Annotated in this window: 16 protein-coding genes; 10 read left to right on the plus strand and 6 right to left on the minus strand. The window is 68.2% G+C overall.

The features are described from left to right. The first annotated feature begins 280 nt into the window (after positions 1-280). Positions 281-1,042 (plus strand): MerR family transcriptional regulator, encoded by a 762-nt coding sequence (locus tag AMYHA_RS03630; RefSeq protein ID WP_034267940.1) that lies wholly within the window; start codon positions 281-283, stop codon positions 1,040-1,042. Here AMYHA_RS03630 and AMYHA_RS26795 read toward each other — a convergent pair. Beyond that, positions 1,018-1,185, minus strand: a complete 168-nt coding sequence (locus AMYHA_RS26795; RefSeq protein WP_157361783.1) for a hypothetical protein — start codon at positions 1,183-1,185, stop codon at positions 1,018-1,020. The two genes, AMYHA_RS03630 and AMYHA_RS26795, sit on opposite strands and share 25 nt — an antisense overlap. 83 nt (positions 1,186-1,268) lie before the next feature. On the opposite strand from AMYHA_RS26795, the gene AMYHA_RS03635 reads away from it, so the two are divergent. Then, positions 1,269-2,465: an ATP-binding protein gene (locus AMYHA_RS03635; protein WP_034267943.1), complete on the plus strand. Its 1,197-nt coding sequence runs from the start codon at positions 1,269-1,271 to the stop codon at positions 2,463-2,465. Between the two features lie 274 nt (positions 2,466-2,739). Then, entirely contained in the window at positions 2,740-4,404 is a 1,665-nt protein-coding gene (locus tag AMYHA_RS03640; RefSeq protein WP_051399509.1) for an alpha/beta hydrolase, read from the plus strand. A 326-nt stretch (positions 4,405-4,730) separates the two neighbouring features. Here AMYHA_RS03640 and AMYHA_RS03645 read toward each other — a convergent pair whose 3' ends face one another. The 5 genes from AMYHA_RS03645 to AMYHA_RS03665 form a co-directional block, all read right to left on the minus strand. Next, positions 4,731-6,557 carry a phosphoenolpyruvate carboxykinase (GTP) gene (locus AMYHA_RS03645; RefSeq protein ID WP_034267945.1) on the minus strand — a complete coding sequence of 609 codons (1,827 nt, stop codon included), beginning with the start codon at positions 6,555-6,557 and terminating at the stop codon, positions 4,731-4,733. A gap of 393 nt (positions 6,558-6,950) precedes the next feature. Continuing rightward, positions 6,951-7,712, minus strand: coding sequence for a DUF6802 family protein (locus AMYHA_RS03650; RefSeq protein ID WP_034267948.1), 762 nt, complete (start codon positions 7,710-7,712; stop codon positions 6,951-6,953). A gap of 210 nt (positions 7,713-7,922) precedes the next feature. Continuing rightward, the gene (locus tag AMYHA_RS03655) at positions 7,923-9,758 is read right to left on the minus strand and encodes a dynamin family protein (RefSeq protein WP_051399510.1); all 1,836 of its coding nucleotides are present in this window, start codon (positions 9,756-9,758) and stop codon (positions 7,923-7,925) included. Then, positions 9,755-10,093 carry a nucleotide exchange factor GrpE gene (grpE, locus tag AMYHA_RS03660; protein WP_231104909.1) on the minus strand — a complete coding sequence of 113 codons (339 nt, stop codon included), beginning with the start codon at positions 10,091-10,093 and terminating at the stop codon, positions 9,755-9,757. Before grpE ends, AMYHA_RS03655 begins: the two co-directional genes overlap by 4 nt. A 138-nt stretch (positions 10,094-10,231) precedes the next feature. Next, on the minus strand, positions 10,232-11,776 hold the full coding sequence (locus AMYHA_RS03665) for a dynamin family protein (protein ID WP_034267952.1): 1,545 nt from the start codon (positions 11,774-11,776) through the stop codon (positions 10,232-10,234). A 138-nt stretch (positions 11,777-11,914) separates the two neighbouring features. Between AMYHA_RS03665 and AMYHA_RS03670 the strand changes: the two genes are divergently transcribed. The 7 genes from AMYHA_RS03670 (at position 11,915) to AMYHA_RS03700 (ending at position 18,779) form a co-directional block, all read left to right on the plus strand. Beyond that, positions 11,915-13,120 (plus strand): sensor histidine kinase, encoded by a 1,206-nt coding sequence (locus tag AMYHA_RS03670; RefSeq protein ID WP_456236139.1) that lies wholly within the window; start codon positions 11,915-11,917, stop codon positions 13,118-13,120. Positions 13,121-13,165: 45 nt separating this feature from the next. Further along, positions 13,166-13,816, plus strand: a complete 651-nt coding sequence (locus AMYHA_RS03675; protein ID WP_034267955.1) for a response regulator — start codon at positions 13,166-13,168, stop codon at positions 13,814-13,816. Between the two features lie 217 nt (positions 13,817-14,033). Next, positions 14,034-14,933 carry an ABC transporter ATP-binding protein gene (locus AMYHA_RS03680; protein WP_051400316.1) on the plus strand — a complete coding sequence of 300 codons (900 nt, stop codon included), beginning with the start codon at positions 14,034-14,036 and terminating at the stop codon, positions 14,931-14,933. Between the two features lie 50 nt (positions 14,934-14,983). Then, on the plus strand, positions 14,984-15,745 hold the full coding sequence (locus AMYHA_RS03685; protein ID WP_034267958.1) for an ABC transporter permease: 762 nt from the start codon (positions 14,984-14,986) through the stop codon (positions 15,743-15,745). Positions 15,746-16,035: 290 nt separating this feature from the next. Continuing rightward, positions 16,036-16,647 (plus strand): hypothetical protein, encoded by a 612-nt coding sequence (locus AMYHA_RS03690; protein WP_231104611.1) that lies wholly within the window; start codon positions 16,036-16,038, stop codon positions 16,645-16,647. Positions 16,648-16,769: 122 nt separating this feature from the next. Beyond that, positions 16,770-17,411, plus strand: coding sequence for a tRNA (guanosine(46)-N7)-methyltransferase TrmB (gene trmB / locus AMYHA_RS03695; protein ID WP_231104911.1), 642 nt, complete (start codon positions 16,770-16,772; stop codon positions 17,409-17,411). A 51-nt stretch (positions 17,412-17,462) separates the two neighbouring features. Next, positions 17,463-18,779, plus strand: a complete 1,317-nt coding sequence (locus tag AMYHA_RS03700; RefSeq protein WP_034267961.1) for an amidohydrolase family protein — start codon at positions 17,463-17,465, stop codon at positions 18,777-18,779. Positions 18,780-18,874: the final 95 nt, after the last annotated feature.

Raw genomic sequence — 18,874 nt, forward strand, 5'->3', positions numbered from 1 at the left:
CCTTCTGCGGCCCGAGTTGCACCTTCTCGGCCGCGAGTCCCGCGTTGCTGTGCCGCGAGTCCCGCGTTCCGGTGCGGCGAGCTCCCCGTTCTGGACGGTCGTGTCCACCTTGCGGCGCGCACCGCTTCCGTAGCGCCGTATTCCACTCTCTTGCTTCAGTGCTAGATGGCCATAGACAACGCCAGAAACTCCTAGCGAATCCGAGAATTCGCGCTTGACCTTGACGTAGCGTCAACTTCTACCGTGGATCTCACCGACGCCACGAGGGAAGGAGGACGTCGTGGCTACCCAGGAGTGGTCGATCCAGGAAATCGCGCGCGTGGCGGGCACGACCAGTCGCACGCTTCGTCACTACGACGACGTGGGGCTGCTCGCACCCAGCCGGGTCGGCAGCAACGGGTACCGCTACTACGACCAACGCTGCCTCGTGCGGCTGCAGCGCATTCTGCTGTTGCGCGAGCTTGGCCTCGGCCTGCCCGCGATCGCGGACGTGCTCGACGGCGAGCGGGACAGCGCCGCCGCGCTGGCCGTCCACCTGGAGTGGCTGTGTCAGGAGCGCGACCGCATCGAGCGGCAGATCGCGTCGGTGACCACGACCCTGCGGAAGCTGGAAGGAGGTGAACAGATCATGGCAACCGAAGCATTCGACGGCTTCGATCACACTCAGTACAAGGACGAGGTGATCGAACGTTGGGGCAAGGACGCTTGGGAGCGCGGCGACAACTGGTGGCGCTCGCTGTCCGATAAGGACAAACGCGAGTTTCAGCAGCGGCAGTACGACATCGCCGCCGACTTCGCCGCGGCGCATAAGCAAGGCAAGGCTGCCGATAGCGATGACGTGCAGGCGATCGCTCAGCGCCAGTACGACTGGATCGCGATCGGCTGGCAAGGCAAGCGTCCGACGGCGGATGAGTTCGTCGGCCTCGGTCAGTTGTACGTCGATGACCCGAGGTTTACGGCGCACTACGACCGCCACGGCGAAGGCACGGCGGCGTTCATCCGCGATGCCATGGCGACCTACGCCGAGCGCACCCTGCGGTGATTCGCCAGGCGCGCGGTAGTCGTCAGCCGCACCGGCTCGGGGCCGCGGACCCGGCCGGGACCGTGCTGGATGACGAACACGGCGTCCGGAACGTCGGACACAGCGTCGGGAACGGCAGACACGCCGTTGAGAACGTCGGACACGACGCATGGCAGCGGCGCGACACGCCTAGGGATATATGCCGGAATATCGGGCTGGCGCTAGAAACGTCGATACGGTGCTAGTCATGGACCCGGTTCGGAACCCGTTCGCGCCAGGGGCGGGCCAGCGCCCGCCGGAGTTGGCGGGCAGGGAGAAGGAGCTCACCGCCTTCGACGTCGTGCTGGAACGGGTCGCGCGCGGCAGACCGGAACGCAGCCTCGTCCTCACCGGACTACGCGGCGTCGGCAAGACCGTGCTGCTTGGCGAGCTTCGGTCGATGGCGATGCGCCGCCGCTGGGGTACGGGCAAGATCGAGGCGCGCCCGGACGCCGAGCTGCGCAAGCCGCTGTCGGCCGCGCTGCACCGGGCGATCCGTGACCTCGCGGTGCGGCACCGCGCGCCGGATCGCGTCGAGGAAGTCCTCGGCGTGCTGAAGGCATTCGCGTTGCGCGCCAACCGATCCGACGCCAAGCTGCGCGACCGCTGGCAGCCGGGCATCGACGTGCCAGCCGCGCAGGGCCGCGCGGACTCCGGCGACATCGAGATCGACCTGGTCGAGCTGTTCACCGATGTCGCGGAGTTGGCCGCCGACGTCGGTACCGGAGTCGCGCTGCTGATCGACGAGATGCAGGACCTCCGGCCGGACGACGTCTCGGCGCTGTGCGCGGCATGCCACGAACTCTCGCAGTCCGGCGCGCCGCTGGTCGTCGTCGGCGCCGGGTTGCCGCACGTGCCCGCGGTGTTGTCCGCGTCGAAGTCCTACTCCGAGCGGCTGTTCAGCTACGCCCGCATCGACCGCCTGGATCGGGAGCACGCCGACGTCGCTGTCCTCGCGCCGATCGAGCGGGAGGACACCGGGATCGAGCCGGAGGCGCTGGATGCGCTGTTCGACGTTTCGGGTGGCTACCCGTACTTCATCCAGGCGTACGGCAAGGCGGCGTGGGATGCCGCGCCCGCCGACCCGATCACGCACGAGGACGTCAAGGTCGCCGCACCGGAGGCCGAGGCGGAACTGGCGGTCGGCTTCTTCGGCTCCCGTTACGAGCGCGCGACGCCCGCCGAACGTGAGTACTTGATCGCGATGGCCGAGCTGACCCATGGCCGTGACGAGCCCGCTGGCAGTTCGGACGTCGCGGTCTATCTCGGGCGCAAACCCTCATCACTGTCGCCAGCGCGCGACAGCCTGATGAAGAAGGGGCTCGTCTACTCCGCCGAGCGGGGCCAGATCGCCTTCACCGTGCCGCACTTCGGTCACTACCTGCTCGGCAAGCGGGAAGATTAAAAACGGACATTAAGCCTGAAAGTGGACCATAGTACCACCGCGACGTGGTGAGCCAGGACACAATTGGGTGAAGGTGTAACGCTGCCATGGACATTGTCGATACTCCAGATGACCCCGTGGTGCTGGCGGACCCCCGACCTGGCAGCATCACGGGGTTTTCCAATGCGTGCCCCAGGGTTCATGCGTACCCCGAAGATTCGCGATCTTGGCGCGCGGTACACAATTCAGTACCGAGTGTTACCGCCCGCGCCCCTTCGACGATTCCAGGAATCTCATGACACGACTGAGGTACGCCGTGGTGATTCCCGCGGCGGTAGTCGGTTTGCTCGCTGGCGGCGTTCCCGCGCTGTCCACCCCGTCGGCGCCGATCGACCCGCGCGCCGCATACACCGAGCAGCGCATCGACTGGGGTCCGTGCGAGGGCATCCCCGAATCCGCTCCGGCGGCCGCGAGAAAACTACGGTGCGGTGAGTTCACCGCACCGAGGGATTGGGACAACCCCGGCGACGGCAACGATGTCACGATCGCGGTGAGCAAGCTGCCCGCGAAGGGCGGCGCGCGCGGCTCGATCCTCACCAACCCGGGTGGTCCCGGCGGGCCGGGCAGGCTGTTCCCGATTCGGTTCCGCGAACAGCAGCGGGTGCGCGCGAACTACGACATCATCGGCTTCGACCCGCGCGGTACCGGTGAGAGCAGCAACATCACCTGCGGCGGCGCGGTAAGCAACGTCGATCCGCTCGACCCGAGGGACCGCAGCCAGGAGAACCTCGACCTGATCTTGGACACCACCGAGGCCGCGGCGGACGCGTGCCAGGAAAAGTCCGGCGAGCTCGGGCGATTCATCAACACGTACCAGACCCTCCGCGACATTGACCTGCTGCGTCGGCTGCTTCACCGGACGAAAATCAGCTGGATCGGTTACTCGGCGGGCACCTGGCTCGGCGCGCAGTACGCGACGGCGTTCCCCAATCGGGTGGACAAGATGGTGCTCGACTCCAACATCGAGTTCACCGCTGACTGGCAGACCGCCTTCGACTGGCAGCCGCTCGGCTTCGAGCGCCGCTGGCGGGCCGATTTCCTGCCGTGGCTGGCGCGGTATCACGACATCTACGGTTACGGCCGCACCAGCCAGACCGCCCGTATCCGTTACGAGAAGGTGCGCAACGCGCTAGAGGACGAGCCGGTCAAACTGGACGGCAGGACGATCGGGCCGAACGAGTTCGACATCCAGATCGCGGGCGCGATGTACAACAAGCTCGCCTTCCCCGGATTGGGTGAGTACTTGCGGGCGGTGCGCGACCTGGCGATGGACCGCGCGCACGGGCAGCGCCGCGAGGACGCCCTCGACACGTTGCGACGGCTGCGTCTGCGGGAGAACAACGGCGCCCCGCTGCCGCTCGCGGTCGGCATGGACGGCAGTGCAGGTGCGCCCGGCGGCGAACACGACGACGCCTTTGACGCGAGTTTCTGGACCATCCCGTGCAACGAGACCGAGTGGCGTGGTGACCGGCGTAGCGTCGTCGCACAGTCGGATTACCTCGGCAAGCGGTACCCCTTGCTTGGGTGGGGATGGCTGATCCAGCCGTGCATCTTCTGGGACAACGACAACCCTGTCGACTTGCCGACGCCGACCGGTGAGGGTGTGCCACCGGTGCTGATGGTGCAATCGACGCACGACCCCGCGACGCCATTGGAAGGCGCCCGCCGCGCACACGCGAACTTCGCGGGATCGCGGATGATCACGGTCACCAATGAGGGCGATCACGGCATCTACGCCGGGGGCAACGGCTGTGTGGACAACCTGGTGAACGCCTACCTTGTGGACAACCGGGTGCCGTCGGACTCGCTGTGTCCCGGCACGCCACTACCCGAGCCGGAAACCGCGCCCGCGCAGCCGCCGCAGCGCGGCATCCCCTTCGGGTGGCACGGCACCTGGTGACAGCGGCTCGTCCCGGTTCGGGTCCGTTGTGCCGTCGGCTGACTCGCCGCATCGCTGCGGTCGCGGTGTGGTCACAGCTCGGCATGTCCACCGGTATCCGCCATTCGTCCACCTAATGGAGCAGTGGGTCCACAGTTTGTTCACAGAGTTATCCACAACCTGGGGGCAACTGGGGACACCGCCCATCAACACGTGGTGTGACACGACGCCGCCTGCCCATGCGAATGGGCCCGGTGCCCGTCCGGGTGCGACCGCACCGGACAGGGCACCGGGCCCGTTAAGACTCGCTCAGTCGGCGGCTCCAGGAGCGCGCAAGGAGCCAGACGTCAGCCGAGGCGCTGCTTCAGCGACTCCAGCTCGTCGCGCAGCGAGGTCGGCAGCTTCTCGCCGATCTTGTCGAACCACTCCTCGATCAGCGGGATCTCCTGCCGCCACTCGTCGGCGTTGACCTCGAGCGACGCTTCGATGTCCTCGATCGGGGTGTCCTCGAGGCCGGAGAGGTCGAGCTGGTCGGCGGTGGGAACCCAGCCGATCGGGGTCTCGCTCGCGGCGGCCTTGCCCTCGATCCTCTCGATGATCCACTTCAGCACGCGCGAGTTCTCGCCGAAGCCAGGCCACAGGATGCGGCGGTCGTCGCCACGGCGGAACCAGTTCACGTAGAAGATCTTCGGCAGCTTGTTCGCGTCGGCGCGCTTGCCGGTGTCGATCCAGTGCTGGAAGTAGTCGCCGGCGTTGTAGCCGATGAACGGCAGCATCGCCATCGGGTCGCGGCGCACCTCGCCGACCTTGCCCGCGGCGGCCGCGGTCTTTTCCGAGGACAGCGTCGCACCCATGAAGGTGCCGTGCTGCCAGTCGCGCGACTCCGTGACCAGCGGGATCGTGTTCGCGCGGCGGCCGCCGAACAGGATCGCCGAGATCGGCACGCCGTTCGGGTCGTCCCACTCCGGCGCGAGGATCGGGCACTGCGACATCGGCGTGCAGTACCGCGAGTTCGGGTGCGCGGCCTTCTCCTCGGAGTCCGGCGTCCAGTCCTGCTTCTTCCACGACGTCGCGTGGGAGGGCTGGTTCTCCATCTCTTCCCACCACACGTCGCCGTCATCGGTCAGCGCGACGTTGGTGAAGACCGAGTTGCCCTTGTTGATGGTCTCCATCGCGTGCGGGTTGGTCTTGTAGTTGGTGCCGGGCGCGACGCCGAAGAAGCCAGCCTCCGGGTTGACGGCGTAAAGCCTGCCGTCGTCGCCGAAGCGCATCCACGCGATGTCATCGCCCAGCGTCTCGACCCGCCAGCCAGGAATGGTGGGCCGCAGCATCGCCAGGTTGGTCTTACCGCAGGCGCTCGGGAACGCGGCCGCGATGTAGTAGACCTTGTTCTCCGGCGAGATCAGCTTGAGGATCAGCATGTGCTCGGCGAGCCAGCCCTCGTCGCGGCCGATCACCGATGCGATGCGCAGCGAGTAGCACTTCTTGCCGAGCAGCGCGTTGCCGCCGTAGCCGGAGCCGTAGCTCCAGATCGTGCGCTCCTCGGGGAAGTGGGTGATGTACTTCGTGTCGTTGCACGGCCACGGAACGTCCTCCTGGCCGGGCTCAAGCGGCGCGCCGAGCGAGTGCAGCGCGGGCACGAACTCGCGCTCGGTGCCGTCGTCCTTGACGAACTTGTCCAGCGCCTGCTTACCCATGCGGGTCATCACACGCATCGAGGCGATGACGTACTCGGAGTCGGTGATCTCGACGCCGAGCTTCGGGTTGTCGTCGGCGAGTGGACCCATGCAGAACGGGATGACGTACATGGTGCGACCCCGCATCGAGCCCCGGTAGAGCTCGGTCATGATCGCCTTCATCTCATCCGGATGCATCCAGTTGTTGGTCGGCCCGGCGTCTTCTTCCCGCTGGGAGCAGATGAACGTGCGCTCCTCGACCCGTGCGACGTCGCTCGGGTCGGATGCCGCCCAGTACGAGTTGGGCTTCGACTTCAGCGGCACGAAGGTCCCCTGGTCGACCAGCTTCTGGTTGATCCGTTCCGATTCGGCGTCTGAGCCGTCGATCCATTCCACACGGTCCGGGGTCGTCAGTTCCGCGACCTCACGCACCCATTCGAGCACGCGGCTATGCGTCGTAGGTGCGTTGTCCAGTCCGGGGATGGCTACAGCAGTCATCTCGTAAATCTCCTGACTCCGACACGGTTAGCCCCCGCGGAGACCACGCGGGGCTGAGTGATCGGCGTGCGGGCTTCGTTGCCGGCGACCGAATGGCTTCGCGCACCGGGAAGCGGACAAGTGCTTGGCGTCGCTTCGTCGGCGTGCTCGTTTTGGGGGTCCCTTGAGAGTAGCCGGGCAAACGCCAGGTAACCGAGCCTTGTCCTGTCGGTTCTCTCACAAGAACGATAAGGGAATCGATTCAGTTTCCCGTTGTCGATCACGTTTGGAGTAGTCGGCAGGGCGATTTCCGGCCGCCGGGCGAACTCGTGACTGATCGGCGGCCGCGAGCCGGTGTGCGCTATGACCGTTAGGTCGGGTCAGAAGATTCTTCGGCGATGACGTCGATCGGCCTTAGTTTGGGCTTAACCACTGCCCGGTGTACGGATCGATTTTGGCGACACCCTCGACATTTGTTGTGATTCCGCTCACGCCACGGTCGGTGGCTGCCGACGCGACGGTGTCGCCAACGCCGCCGCCGGTATCGCCGCCGTGTGCCCCGCTGGTCTGGGTGGTGCCGGTGTCGACGCGCTCCCACTGGCCATCGCCGGTGTGCTTCAGGGTGGCCGTGCTGCCGTCTGGCTCGACAACGAGTGCGTAGTCCGCCTCGCCGTCGCTGTTCACGTCGGTGAAGTAGAAGGTGTTGCCCGCGTCGTCCTTGGTGACGGCGGTGTCGTTCACGCCGTCCTCGTTGGTGTCGATCGTCGGCGGTCCGACGTCGAGATCACCCTCCGGCATGTCGGCCGTCATCGGCTTATCGGACCTCGGGGTGTCTTCACTGGTCCGCGTGTCGGTCGGCCCCGTGGCGTCCTCGGGCTGACCCTGCGCCGATGGGTCGACGGCGATCCATTCGCCGGACTGCTCGTCGAACCGTGCCTCGGCGACGGTGTTGCCCCGCTCGTCGGCCTCAAGGTAGATGTCGGCGTCGCCGTCCGCGTCCTCGTCGATGTAGGCGCTCTTGGTGCCGTCCGTGTTCTCGACGATCGCGGTGTCGACGTGCCCATCGGAGTCGAGATCGGCGTTCTTCTCGACGTCGTAATCCTGCCCGTCGACGGTGACGGTCACGTCCTCGCTGGTCACCGTCTCGTCGCTACCGCCGGACTCATCCACGTACATTGCTTGATATCCCCTCGTGTCCGTCGCCCGAACGGGCTCACCACGCGAGACTCGTCGCGTGTTCGTCGAAACGTCGTGACTGAGACTCACCGTAGGCCCACCGGGTTCCCGGCACAACGAGTCGACACGCCGACGTGCGAATCAAGCTCGCGGCCACCCCGCTGAGCACCAGTAAAACCGGACGAAACGGGCGCTAATGACGCTGAGCGGTTAACGCAGCGAGCCGAGCAGCGTCTGGGCGGTCTCGCGGCCGTTCTCCGCCTCCGTGAGGTGGGCGCTGACGGCGGCGAGCTGCTTGGACTTTTCCGCCGCGCTGAGCTTCAACGTCTTGTCCACCTCCTTGATCTCCGCCTCGATCGCCTCGATCCGCCTGGTCAGCGCCTCGTCCAAGGCGAGGGACAACTGGTGTTCCGCGTCGATGATCTGCTCGGACACCAGCTGGTCCACCGCGGAGCGCGCGTCCGCGATGGCCTCGGTCAGCCACGTCTTCACGTGCTGTTTGTTCGCGGCGTGCCGCCGCGTCCGGCCGATCCACCAGCCAGCTCCGAGCCCAACGGCCAGCACTGGGACGGCGACCAGGCCCGCCGTGGCCAGCGTCATCGCGCCGCCGGTTGCCAGGCTCAGCCCTGTCCCACTCGCCCCGATGCCCATGTAGGTGCCCATGCCGACCATGAGCTTGTCCTCCGCGGTCGCGGGCCGCTTGTCCGGCGGGCGCAGCACGACCGGCCGACTGTCACCTCGCGCGAACTGCGCCCGGATCACCCGCAGTTCGTCCTCGCTGAACAACTCGGCGAGCGCGTTGTTCGTCGCCGCGTTGAGCCGCTGGTCGAGCAGCGTGTTCAGTCGTGACGACACCAGTTGCAACGCGGAGTCGACTTCCTGCGGCAGTGCGTTGAGGACGTCGGCGTCCGCGCCGTCGATGCGCTGGCGGAACCACGACTGGACGTCGCGCATCTGCCGCGCGACCTCATGAGTGCAGTCGGTCCGCGCGCGCTGGATCTCGCTGCGCAACGTGAGCTGCCAGCCCCGCGTCGACGACTTCCGCTCCGCCCGCAGCGCGTCGCGGCGTTCCCGCAGCGCGTCGCCCTCCGACTCGCCCGAGTTCAGCGCCCTGCGCTCGGCGGTGAGCCGCGCCGCCTGCTCCTCGAACGCGGTGACCAGTGTGCGCAGCGTGTTCGCCTCCCGCAGTGCGTCCGCCTTGCCGATCACGGCTTCCTGCACCGCGGTCTGCAGCGCGATCACGCCTGACTTCTGCCGCAGCATCGCGGCGGCGTCGTCCGATGGCGCATTGCCGGCCAGCTCGAACATCCGCGCCGAGACCGGCAGGAACTCGGCGTCAGCGAACCGGGGCGCGTGCGTGGCGAGCAGTTCGGTGTTGGCGGCTGCCACCTGCCGCCAGCCCTTGAAAGCATCCGTTTTGGACAGTGCGAACAGGACTGTTTCGACTCTGTCGCTCATCTTCCGCAGAAAGTTGAGCTCACTCGCGGTGAACGGCGACGACGCGTCCACCACGAACAGCAGCGCGGTCGCCGACGCCGCGGCCTCGATAGCCAGCTCGCCGTGCATCGAGTCGAGCCCGCCGACGCCCGGAGTGTCCACAAGCGACACGCGTGCCAGCAGCGGGCACGGGTAGGCGACTTCGACGTAGCTCGGCGGCAGCTGCCCCTCAGGTAGCTCGCTGGTGGCCGACGTCCAGTTGGCCAGCTCAGCCAGCTCGAACGGCACGGGTGGCCGCTGACCCGGATAGCAGGCCTGCGCGCGGGGCTCGTCACCGCTGACGAACCGCAGATACGTCGCCGTGGCGACCTCGGCATCTACTGGGGACAACCCTGGGCTGGCGAGCATGGCATTGACCAGCGAACTCTTACCGCGTTTGGTTTCACCAACGACGACGATGGCAGGCGCACCCTGCTGCCGCTCGCGGGTATCGCGTACCCAGTTGGCCGCGCCGGCGTCGATATCCTGAAGCGATGCGATGAGCGAATCGCAGCCCTTTCTGACCTTCTCGATCGGCGTGGCCCGCGGCTGGAAGAACGCCGATGTCATGTCGGTTCCCCTGCTGTGTACACGGTCACCACGGGTGCGCGGAGCAGCGCGTCGCCATCGCGGAACCCGACGATCTCGGTCTCCGCGACCGTGCCAGTCAGCGAGTCGTCCGATGTGGACACCGTGCCGCCTGCCTCGTGGCGGGCGGGGTCGAACTGCTCGCCGTCCGGGCGAAGCGCGGTGACCCCGACGTCGGCAAGGCCCTCCTCGATGCGCGTGACGATGCCGCAGCTCTGGGTGCGGTCCAGCGCGTAGAGGCACAGCTGGATCAGCGCGGCGCGGTCGTCTCGCAGCCGCTGGATGTCGCGCCGCCCGCCGGTGTCGGCCGCCGCGATGAGGTGCGCCGCGATCTCCCCGGTCGGCACGTCATCGGGGTTGGCCCCCGCGTCCCCCGGGAAGATCCGTGCGTTGCCGGGATCGCCGGCTTTGTCGCCTTGGCGGTTGAACCACGCTGCCACTGCCACCACTCTCGTCTACTTCTCGCGTAGCTGTTGCCAGATCAGGAAGTACGCCCGGTGCACTACGTGCGCCACCCTGCTTTGTGCCGGAGTCGCGCCGAACGAGGCGAACGAGCGCCACCAGCCCGCCCGCTCCAGCGCGTGCGCCGTCAGCTGCTCCCTGTCGCCGTCTGGCATACCGAGTTGCGCGGTGACGTCGGCGTTGCTGCCCACCCGCAGCACTTCCTCGGTGAGGTCGTCCGGCAGCTCGACCGCGCCCGATGTGACCAGCGTGAGCGCTTCGAGTACCCGGAGCTGGTGTGCTTCCGGCTTGGCGAGCAGCACCTCGATCGCGTCGTGCACCTTCGCGCGTTCTGCGGGGTCGGGCGCGGTGTGGGCGAGCGCGGTGATCGACGCCAGCGCGGCAGCCGCCTTGATGCCGTCCGCCCGCGCCGCGAACACCGTGTTCAGCCGCGATCGCACTGCTTCGAGCCCGGACGCGTCCCTAATCCTGCGGCGCAGGTCGCCCGCTGTGACGGCCGGGTCCGACCTGATCGCATGGATGCCGCACTGAATGCCGTAGAGGTCGAGCCTGTCGAGCAGCCGCGTCCTCGTACCCGAGGGGACGTCGCAGTCCCAGCTGGTGAAGATGTCCGCGGAGAGCAGGATCGTCTCAAGCGTTGCGTCGTCCAGTTCGGACAGTGCCCGCAGCGCGTCGGCGTCCGCCGAGGTGAACCCGCCTGACTCAGCCGATTCCGCCAGCAATCCGATCACCGGGAGGACGTCCGCCACCTTCGGTTTCAGCGTCGCGGCCTGTGCCTCGGCGAGCAGTGCCGCCGCACGCCAGACGTCACCGTCCGCGCCCGCTACGGACTCAGGGGCGATGATGTCCGCCTTGTTCAGCACGGCGATGGCGTTGACCGGACCGGCTTCCCTGCTCGCGGTCGCCGCGGTGAACGCGGCGAGCGCCTGCTGATCGTCGGCCCGCACGCTCTGCGTCACCACGTACAGCACCGCCTCCGCCCCCGCGACGGCGTCCCGGGAGGTGTGGTCGAGCACGTCCCCGCCGTCCGGCTCCCGCCGGGTGCCGAGCACACCCTCGGTGCGCGCCACCGACGCCGCGTCCAGCGAGCCGAGGCCAGGGGTGTCGATCACCGTCATGTCCCTGAGGACGGCGCTGGTCAGATACGCCTCGATGTGCGAGACGGCGTCGGTGTCCATGCCGAGCGACGCGGGAATCATGCCGTCGGCGTCGAACGGCAACACCGTGGTGGTGCCGTCGGTGCGCACCACCTCGACCCGGTCCACCGTGCCGTACTGGAAGCGGGTGACCAGCCGGGTGCACTCACCGATGTCCGTCGGCGCGACCCTGCGCCCGATCAGCGCGTTGACCAGCGTGGACTTGCCCGACTTGATCCGCCCGGCCACCGCGACCTGCAGCGGGGCGCCCAGCCTGCGCAGCACCTCTGCGAACCCGGCCGCCGTCGCGGGCCCGACCTGGGGCTGCAGCCTGCGGCAGAGGTTGGCGACCGAGGTGGACAGCGGACCAGCGAGCGCGCTCTGCTCCGTCACGGCGGTCACTCCCCCATCCCCTTCCTGATCGGCCCGGCGCGGGTCGCTTGCGGCATCGTGCCACGACACGGGTCCGCCTGAGGTTCACCCCAGGGTGCTACCTGAGATGGACGCGCGGGCGATGTTTCCCAACATAGTGTGAGGCGTATGCGCCGGCTGAGCCTGTGGCTGCACGCCCATCCGATGGTCGGCGACAGCGCGATGGCCGTGCTGATCGCCCTGTTCGACCTGCTGCTGGTCACCGTCGATGGCGAACAGCGGATGGGGCCGCCCGCGCCGGACGCCGTCCTCGCCGTGATCATCGTCGCGACGGTCGCGCCGCTGGTCATCCGGCGCAGGCACCCGATGTGGTTCGCCTACCTTGTGCTCGCCATCGGCGCCGTGCACGCGGCATACGAGCTGGGGCTCGCCGCCGTCGCCACCGCGTGCATCGCCGTCTACACGCTGATCGTCTACGTGAACCGGCGGCAGACGGCGATCTACTTCGTGGTGATGGTCGTCTCCTCCGCGGTGCAGATCCTGATCCAGTTCGACCGCGCGGAGTGGCTGATCGCGCTGGGCTTCACCGGCGGTTCGCTGGGATTCTGCTGGGTGCTTGGCGAGTTCGTCGGCGCGCGGCGGGCGTACCGGGCGGAGATGGAGGCGCGGCTGCACCTGTTGGAGACCGAACGCGACCAGGCGAGCCAGATCGCCGTCGCCGCGGAGCGAAGCCGGATCGCGCGGGAGCTGCACGACGTCATCGCGCACGCGGTGAGCGTGATCGTGGTGCAAGCCGATGGCGCGATGTACACGATCGAGCGGGATCCCGCCACCGCGCGGGACGCGCTGCGCACCATCGCCGAGACCGGCAGGGGCGCCCTCGACGAGCTGCGTGGGCTGCTCGACGTCCTGCGTGGGTCAGGCGACGCCGCCGAGCAGCCGCTCGCCCCGCAGCCGGGCATCGCCGCGCTGCCCGAGCTGGCCGAGCGGATGCGCGCCGCTGGTATGCCGGTGCGGCTCGAGCTGGACGGCGACTTCGTCGACGTCTCAACCGGTGTCGAACTCGGCGTGTTCCGCATCGTGCAGGAGGCGTTGACCAATACGCTCAAGCATGCGGGCCGGACCGCGTCGGCGTCGGTGACGGTGACGCAGCGGGCCGACTCGGTCGAGGTCGACGTCGTCGATGACGGCGCTGGCAAGGCGCGCCCCGTGCTCGCGCCCGCGCTGACCGACGTGGCGGGCGGGAACGGCTTGATCGGCATGCGCGAGCGCGCGTCGGTGTTCGGTGGCAGGCTGAACGTCGGGCCGGAACCGGGCGGCGGCTGGCGGGTGCACGCCGTCATCCCGCACCAGGGCAGACACGCCGTGCCGTGACCCGGCCGCTGGCACGCGGGGAGAACGCCGAGAACGGGGAGACCAGTGATCCGGGTTGTGCTTGTCGATGACCAGGAGCTGATGCGCGTCGGCTTCCGGATGGTGCTCGGCGCGCAATCCGACATCGACGTCGTCGCCGAGGCGGGTGACGGCGAGCGGGCGGTGCGGCTCGCTGAGCAGCATCGGCCGGATGTCGTGCTGATGGACGTCCGGATGCCGGTGCTCGATGGCGTTGAGGCCACTCGGCGGATCGTGGCGGCAGGCACCGCGCGCGTGCTGGTGATGACCACCTTCGACCTGGACGAGTACGTCTACTCCGCGCTACGCGGCGGCGCGAGCGGGTTCTTGCTCAAGGACACCCCGCCGGACGAGCTGGTGTTCGCGCTGCGATCGGTGGCATCCGGTGACGCCGTCGTCTCGCCGAGTGTGACCCGGCGGCTGCTCGACCGGTTCGTCGACTCCGGTAGCGCGCCGCGCGACACCACCGTGCTCGAGGTGCTGACCGAACGGGAACGTGAGGTGCTGGCACTGGTGGCGCGCGGGATGTCGAACACCGAGATCGCCGAGAGGCTGTACCTGTCGGAGGCCACCGTCAAGACGCACGTCGGGCGGATTCTGACCAAGCTGGACCTGCGCGACCGGGTGCAGGCCGTCGTGCTCGCGTACGAGACAGGGCTGGCCCGGCCGGGCGTCTGACCCGGAAGCCGGAACTCGCGGCCCCTGAGCTCGGGACTCGCGAAATTGGGGGCCGGATCAGGGTAATCACCGATACCAGTACGCGCTGGCCACGGGCACGCTACGACTTGGGTCGCGCCAGAAATGGGCCCCAGGGATGACGCGCGATGACCCGCGACGCGCCCACGATGGCACCAGCGATCGATTCCGCACCACAGGCCAGACCAAGGGAGACATCATGATCGAGGCGAAAGGCCTCACCAAGCGTTACGGCGACACCCTCGCCGTCAACGACCTGTCGTTCCAGGCGCGGTCGGGCACCGTGACCGGCTTCCTCGGGCCGAACGGCGCGGGTAAGTCGACGACGATGCGCATGATCCTCGGCCTCGATCGGCCGACCACGGGCACCGCCACCATCAACGGCAAGCACTACCACGAGCTGAAGCACCCGCTGCGCACTGTCGGCGCGCTGCTGGACGCCAGGTGGGTGCACCCGAACCGCTCCGCCCGCTCGCACCTCGCGTGGCTGGCCAAGGCCAACGGCATCAGCAAACGCAGGGTGGACGACGTCCTCGACATCGTGGGCCTGACCAGCGTGGCCGGCAAGCGCGCTGGCGGGTTCTCGCTCGGCATGTCGCAACGGCTCGGCATCGCGGGCGCGCTGCTCGGCGACCCCGAGGTGCTGCTGTTCGACGAACCGGTGAACGGCCTCGACCCGGAGGGCATCCTCTGGATGCGCAAGTTCATGCACCGGCTCGCGGACGAGGGCCGCACGGTATTCGTGTCGAGCCACCTGCTCTCCGAGATGTCGCTGACCGCGAACGACCTGGTCGTCATCGGCAAGGGTGAGCTGGTCGCGCAGAGCAGCACGTCGGACTTCGTCGCCCGCGCCACCGAGCAGGCCGTGCGGGTCCGCTCACCGCAGCTGTCGCTGTTCCGCGATGTTCTCGCGGGTGAGAACGCGGGCATGCGCGAGGACGACGGCGGCATCGTCGTGTCCGGAATGGACAGCGAGGCGATCGGGGAGCTGGCGGCCAAGCACAGCATCGTGCTGCACGAGCTGAGCCCGCAGCAGGGCTCGCTTGAGCAGGCGTTCATGCACCTCACGGGCGACACCGTCGAGTACGCCGCCCACTGACCAGCACCGCTCGCACCGGACCACGCACAAGACACGAAAGCTGACACGACATGACTCTGCTCGCAGTAGAACGGATCAAGCTGTTCACGACCCGCTCGCCGTGGTGGTGCGCCGCCGTCACGCTGGCCATCGTCATCGGTTTCGCGGCCCTGATGGCGGGCACTGCGGAGAACGACACCTGGATCAGCGTCGGCAGCTCCCAGTTCGGCTACGGCTTCGGGCTGGCCGTGATCATGGTGCTCGCCGCGCTGTCGATCACCACGGAGTACCGCTTCGGCACCATCAAGTCGACGTTCCTCGCCGTGCCGAACCGCCCCGCGGCGCTGCTCGCCAAGACGGGAGTCGTCGCGCTGCTCGCGCTGGTGATCGGCGAGCTCGCCGCGTTCGGGGCGCTCGGCGTGTCCGCGCTCATGGCGCCATCGGCCGACCTCGCGCTCAACAGCGCCGCCGACTGGAAGCAGGTGGCAGGGGTCGGCATCGTCTACGCGCTCACCGCCGTCATGGGCGTCGCCGTTGGTGCGCTCATCCGGCACAGCGCTGGGGCGATCTCGGCACTGCTGATCTACGCCGTCGTCGTTGAGCCGCTGGTCCCGCTGATCCCGCAGTTCGGTGACGACATCTACAAGTGGCTGCCGTTCAACGTCGTCGAGAAGTTCCTCAGCGGCAGCGGCGAGGCACTCGGCGGTGGCCAGGCCGGCCCGCCGCTGTCGACGTCGACGCTGAGCCCCGCGATGGCGCTGACGTACTTCGCCGGTGTCGCGGCGGTGCTGCTCACCACGGCGATTCTGGTGGTGCGCAAGCGGGACGCGTGAGAACACCCGTCGTGCGCCTTCGGGGTGCGCACGGTGGGTTTCAGGGGGGGGTTCGGGGATAGGGAGTCCGGGTCGCATCGGGGGCGACCCGGACTCTCACCGTATCGGACTAGTAACGATTCGTGTTCACGATCCGATACCTGCGGTGAGGTCCAATACGACGCTCAGCGGGCGATCACGGCCGTGACCAACTAGGTTCGAGCTTGTGAGAACACTCACGAACGGCCGACATTGATTCGCTGAGCAGCGAAAATGGAACCGTCCGTCATTGAGACGCCTTGGAGGTGACCATGACGGCGACCGAAACACAACAGAGCAGCGATCAGGACACTGCCGCTGAGGACGCTGCTACCGATACCGCGCCGCCAGGGCAACGCAGCCGGCTGCGCGTCGAACCCACCGCTGGCCTGCAATGGTCGCAGGCGCTGGAACTGCCCCATGCCGCGGCGGACGCCACTCGGCCCGCCGAGATCCGCAGGGCATACATTCACCGCGCGCCGGAAACGCACGTGCTCGCGCTGTATCGCGATGTCTGCGATGCCGAGGAGCCACGCCCGGATGTGCCAGCGCCCTGGTGGCTGCGCGCCCTCGCGCGTGGCGACATCGAATCGAGAACCGCTGCGTTCCGGGTCGAGGACAGGATCGCGCAGCTGCTGCTGCCTCGGCCGGGCTGGGAGTTCGTGCCGTGGGCCGCGGATGGCGAGTCCGGCTACTGGGAGTTCATGCCGTCCGAGCGTGGGCCGTCCGGTTACACGGTGCCGACCACGGTGCTCAACACCGATCGGCACACCGGCTGGATCGACGTGCTGCCCGCGCATTCGGGGGCGACGCCGGAGCCGATCGCGATCGCTGGTCTCGCGGGGCTGCGGTCCCGGCTGGGTGAGATCGAGGCCATTCGCTGAGGTAGCGCCCGCGGGGGCCGACGTGCCCGCTGGGTAAGGTCGTGCTGGTGAGCGGCCAGGAACGACCAACCAACGTGGCACACCCGCGCAGCGTGGTCAGCTACGTCAAACGTGGCGGGCGGATGACCGTCGGCCAGCAGCGCGCGTGGCGTGAGCACTGGCCAACGCTCGGCAAGGCGGTGTCCGAGCTCGACGGCACGCTGGACGCCGACGCTTGGTTCGGCCGCAAGGCCCCCGTCGTGCTGGAGATCGGCTCCGGCATGGGCGAGACGACGGCGGAGCTCGCCAAGCGCGAGCCCGACGTCAACTACATCGCCATCGAGGTCTACGACGCAGGGCTCGGCCAGCTCATGCTGCGCGCGGAGAAGCTGGGCGTCGACAACCTGCGGCTGCTGCACGGCGACGCCGTCGTGCTGCTCACCGAGCATGTCGCGCCCGACTCGCTGGACGTCGTACGGATCTTCTACCCGGACCCGTGGCCGAAGAAGCGCCATCACAAGCGGCGGCTGATCCAGCCGGAGTTCATCCGGCTGGTGGCGTCGCGGATTCGGGTCGGCGGCTCGCTGCATTTGGCGACCGACTGGGAGGATTACGCCGAGCAGATGCGCGATGTCTGCGATGCCGAGCCGCTGCTGCGCAACGTCTACGCCGACGAGCCTGGCGGCTGGGCGCCGAGGCCGGAGTGGCGGCCGGTCACCAAGTTCGAGTCCCGCGCCGAGCGGGAGGGCAGGGTGTCGCGCGACTTGATCTACGAGCGGCGCTAGGCCAAGCGGCGCTGCGTCTGGGGCGTCGGTAATTTCTGGCAGGATCGAGCCATGCCGCTTCGTTTGTACGCCCCCGCGTTACTACCGTGCGACCGTGACGATGAGTGCACCGTCGTGCGCGATGCCGCGCTCGATATCGATGCGACGGGGCGGATCAGCTACGCGGGGCCACGGGCGAACGCGCCGGCACTGAACGACGCCACCGTCATCGAGTTGCCCGGCATCCTGCTGCCCGGCCTGATCAACGCGCACGCGCACAGCCCGATGACCGTGCTGCGCGGCATGGGCGGCGACCTGCCGTTGCTGCGCTGGCTGCGTGAGGTGATCTGGCCAGCCGAGGCGCGCATGGGGCCTGCCGAGATCCACGCGGGCATGGTGCTCGGTTCCGTCGAGATGCTGCGCCACGGCGTCACCACCAGCGCCGAGATGTACTTCCAGGGCGACCGGGTCGCCGACGCGGTGCTGGCCACCGGTGCACGGGCGGTCATCGGCTGCCCGATCATCGACCTGCCAGGCATGGACTGGCGCACCATGATCGCCGAGGTCGACCGCTGGATTGACGCCGACGGCGTGCGGTTCGGGCCCGCTGATCGGATCGAGATCGGCTACGGCCCGCACTCGGCGTACATGCTGCCGGAGGACGCGCTGCGGGAGATCGCGGAGTCCGCGGTGCCGCGTGGCGCGCTGATGCAGGTCCACGTCGCCGAGGCCAGCGAAGAGGACGCCAACCAGCGCGAGGGACACGGTTCGGTGCCCAAGTTGCTGGACGCCGTTGGCATGCTGGACGGCAGGGTGCTCGCCGCCCACTGCGTGCACATGTCCGACGAGGACATCGCGCTGTTCGCCAAGCGCGGCGTCGGGGTGGCGCACTGTCCCGGCTCCAACGCCAAGCTGGCGTCCGGCATCGCGCGGCTGACCGACATGCGCGCGGCAGGCATCCACGTCGGCCTCGGTACCGACGGCCCCGCCAGCAACGACGACCTCGATCTCTGGCACGAGGTCCAGCTCGCGGCGATGCTGGCGCGACTGTCCACACACGACTCGACGGCGCTGTCGGCCGATGAGGCGCTGCTGATGGCGACCAGAGGCGGCGCCGCGGCGCTCGGCAGGGCGGACATCGGCGTGCTCGAACCGGGTCGCTGGGCCGACCTGGTTCACGTCGATCTGGACGATCCGACGTTCGCCGGGGGCATCGACGTCCCCGACGAGCAGTTGCTCGCGAACATGGTGTGGGGTGCTGGCTCGCGCCGGGTGCGCGACGTCTGGGTCGCTGGGGAGCAGGTGGTCGCCGCCGCTGAGCCGACCAAGGTGGACCGGGCGGAGGCACAGCGTGTAGTCCGTTCGGCGGGCGAGCGGGTGCGCGTCTGAGCAGCGGGGATCACGCGTAGTAAAATTTCTTCGCTAAGGGGTGGCGTGATAACTCGTTAGTGGTACGTTACCGAGCCGTGACTCACTACCGTGCG

It is taken from the genome of Haloechinothrix halophila YIM 93223 (assembly GCF_000504245.1).
Classification (GTDB): Bacteria; Actinomycetota; Actinomycetes; order Mycobacteriales; family Pseudonocardiaceae; genus Haloechinothrix_A; species Haloechinothrix_A halophila.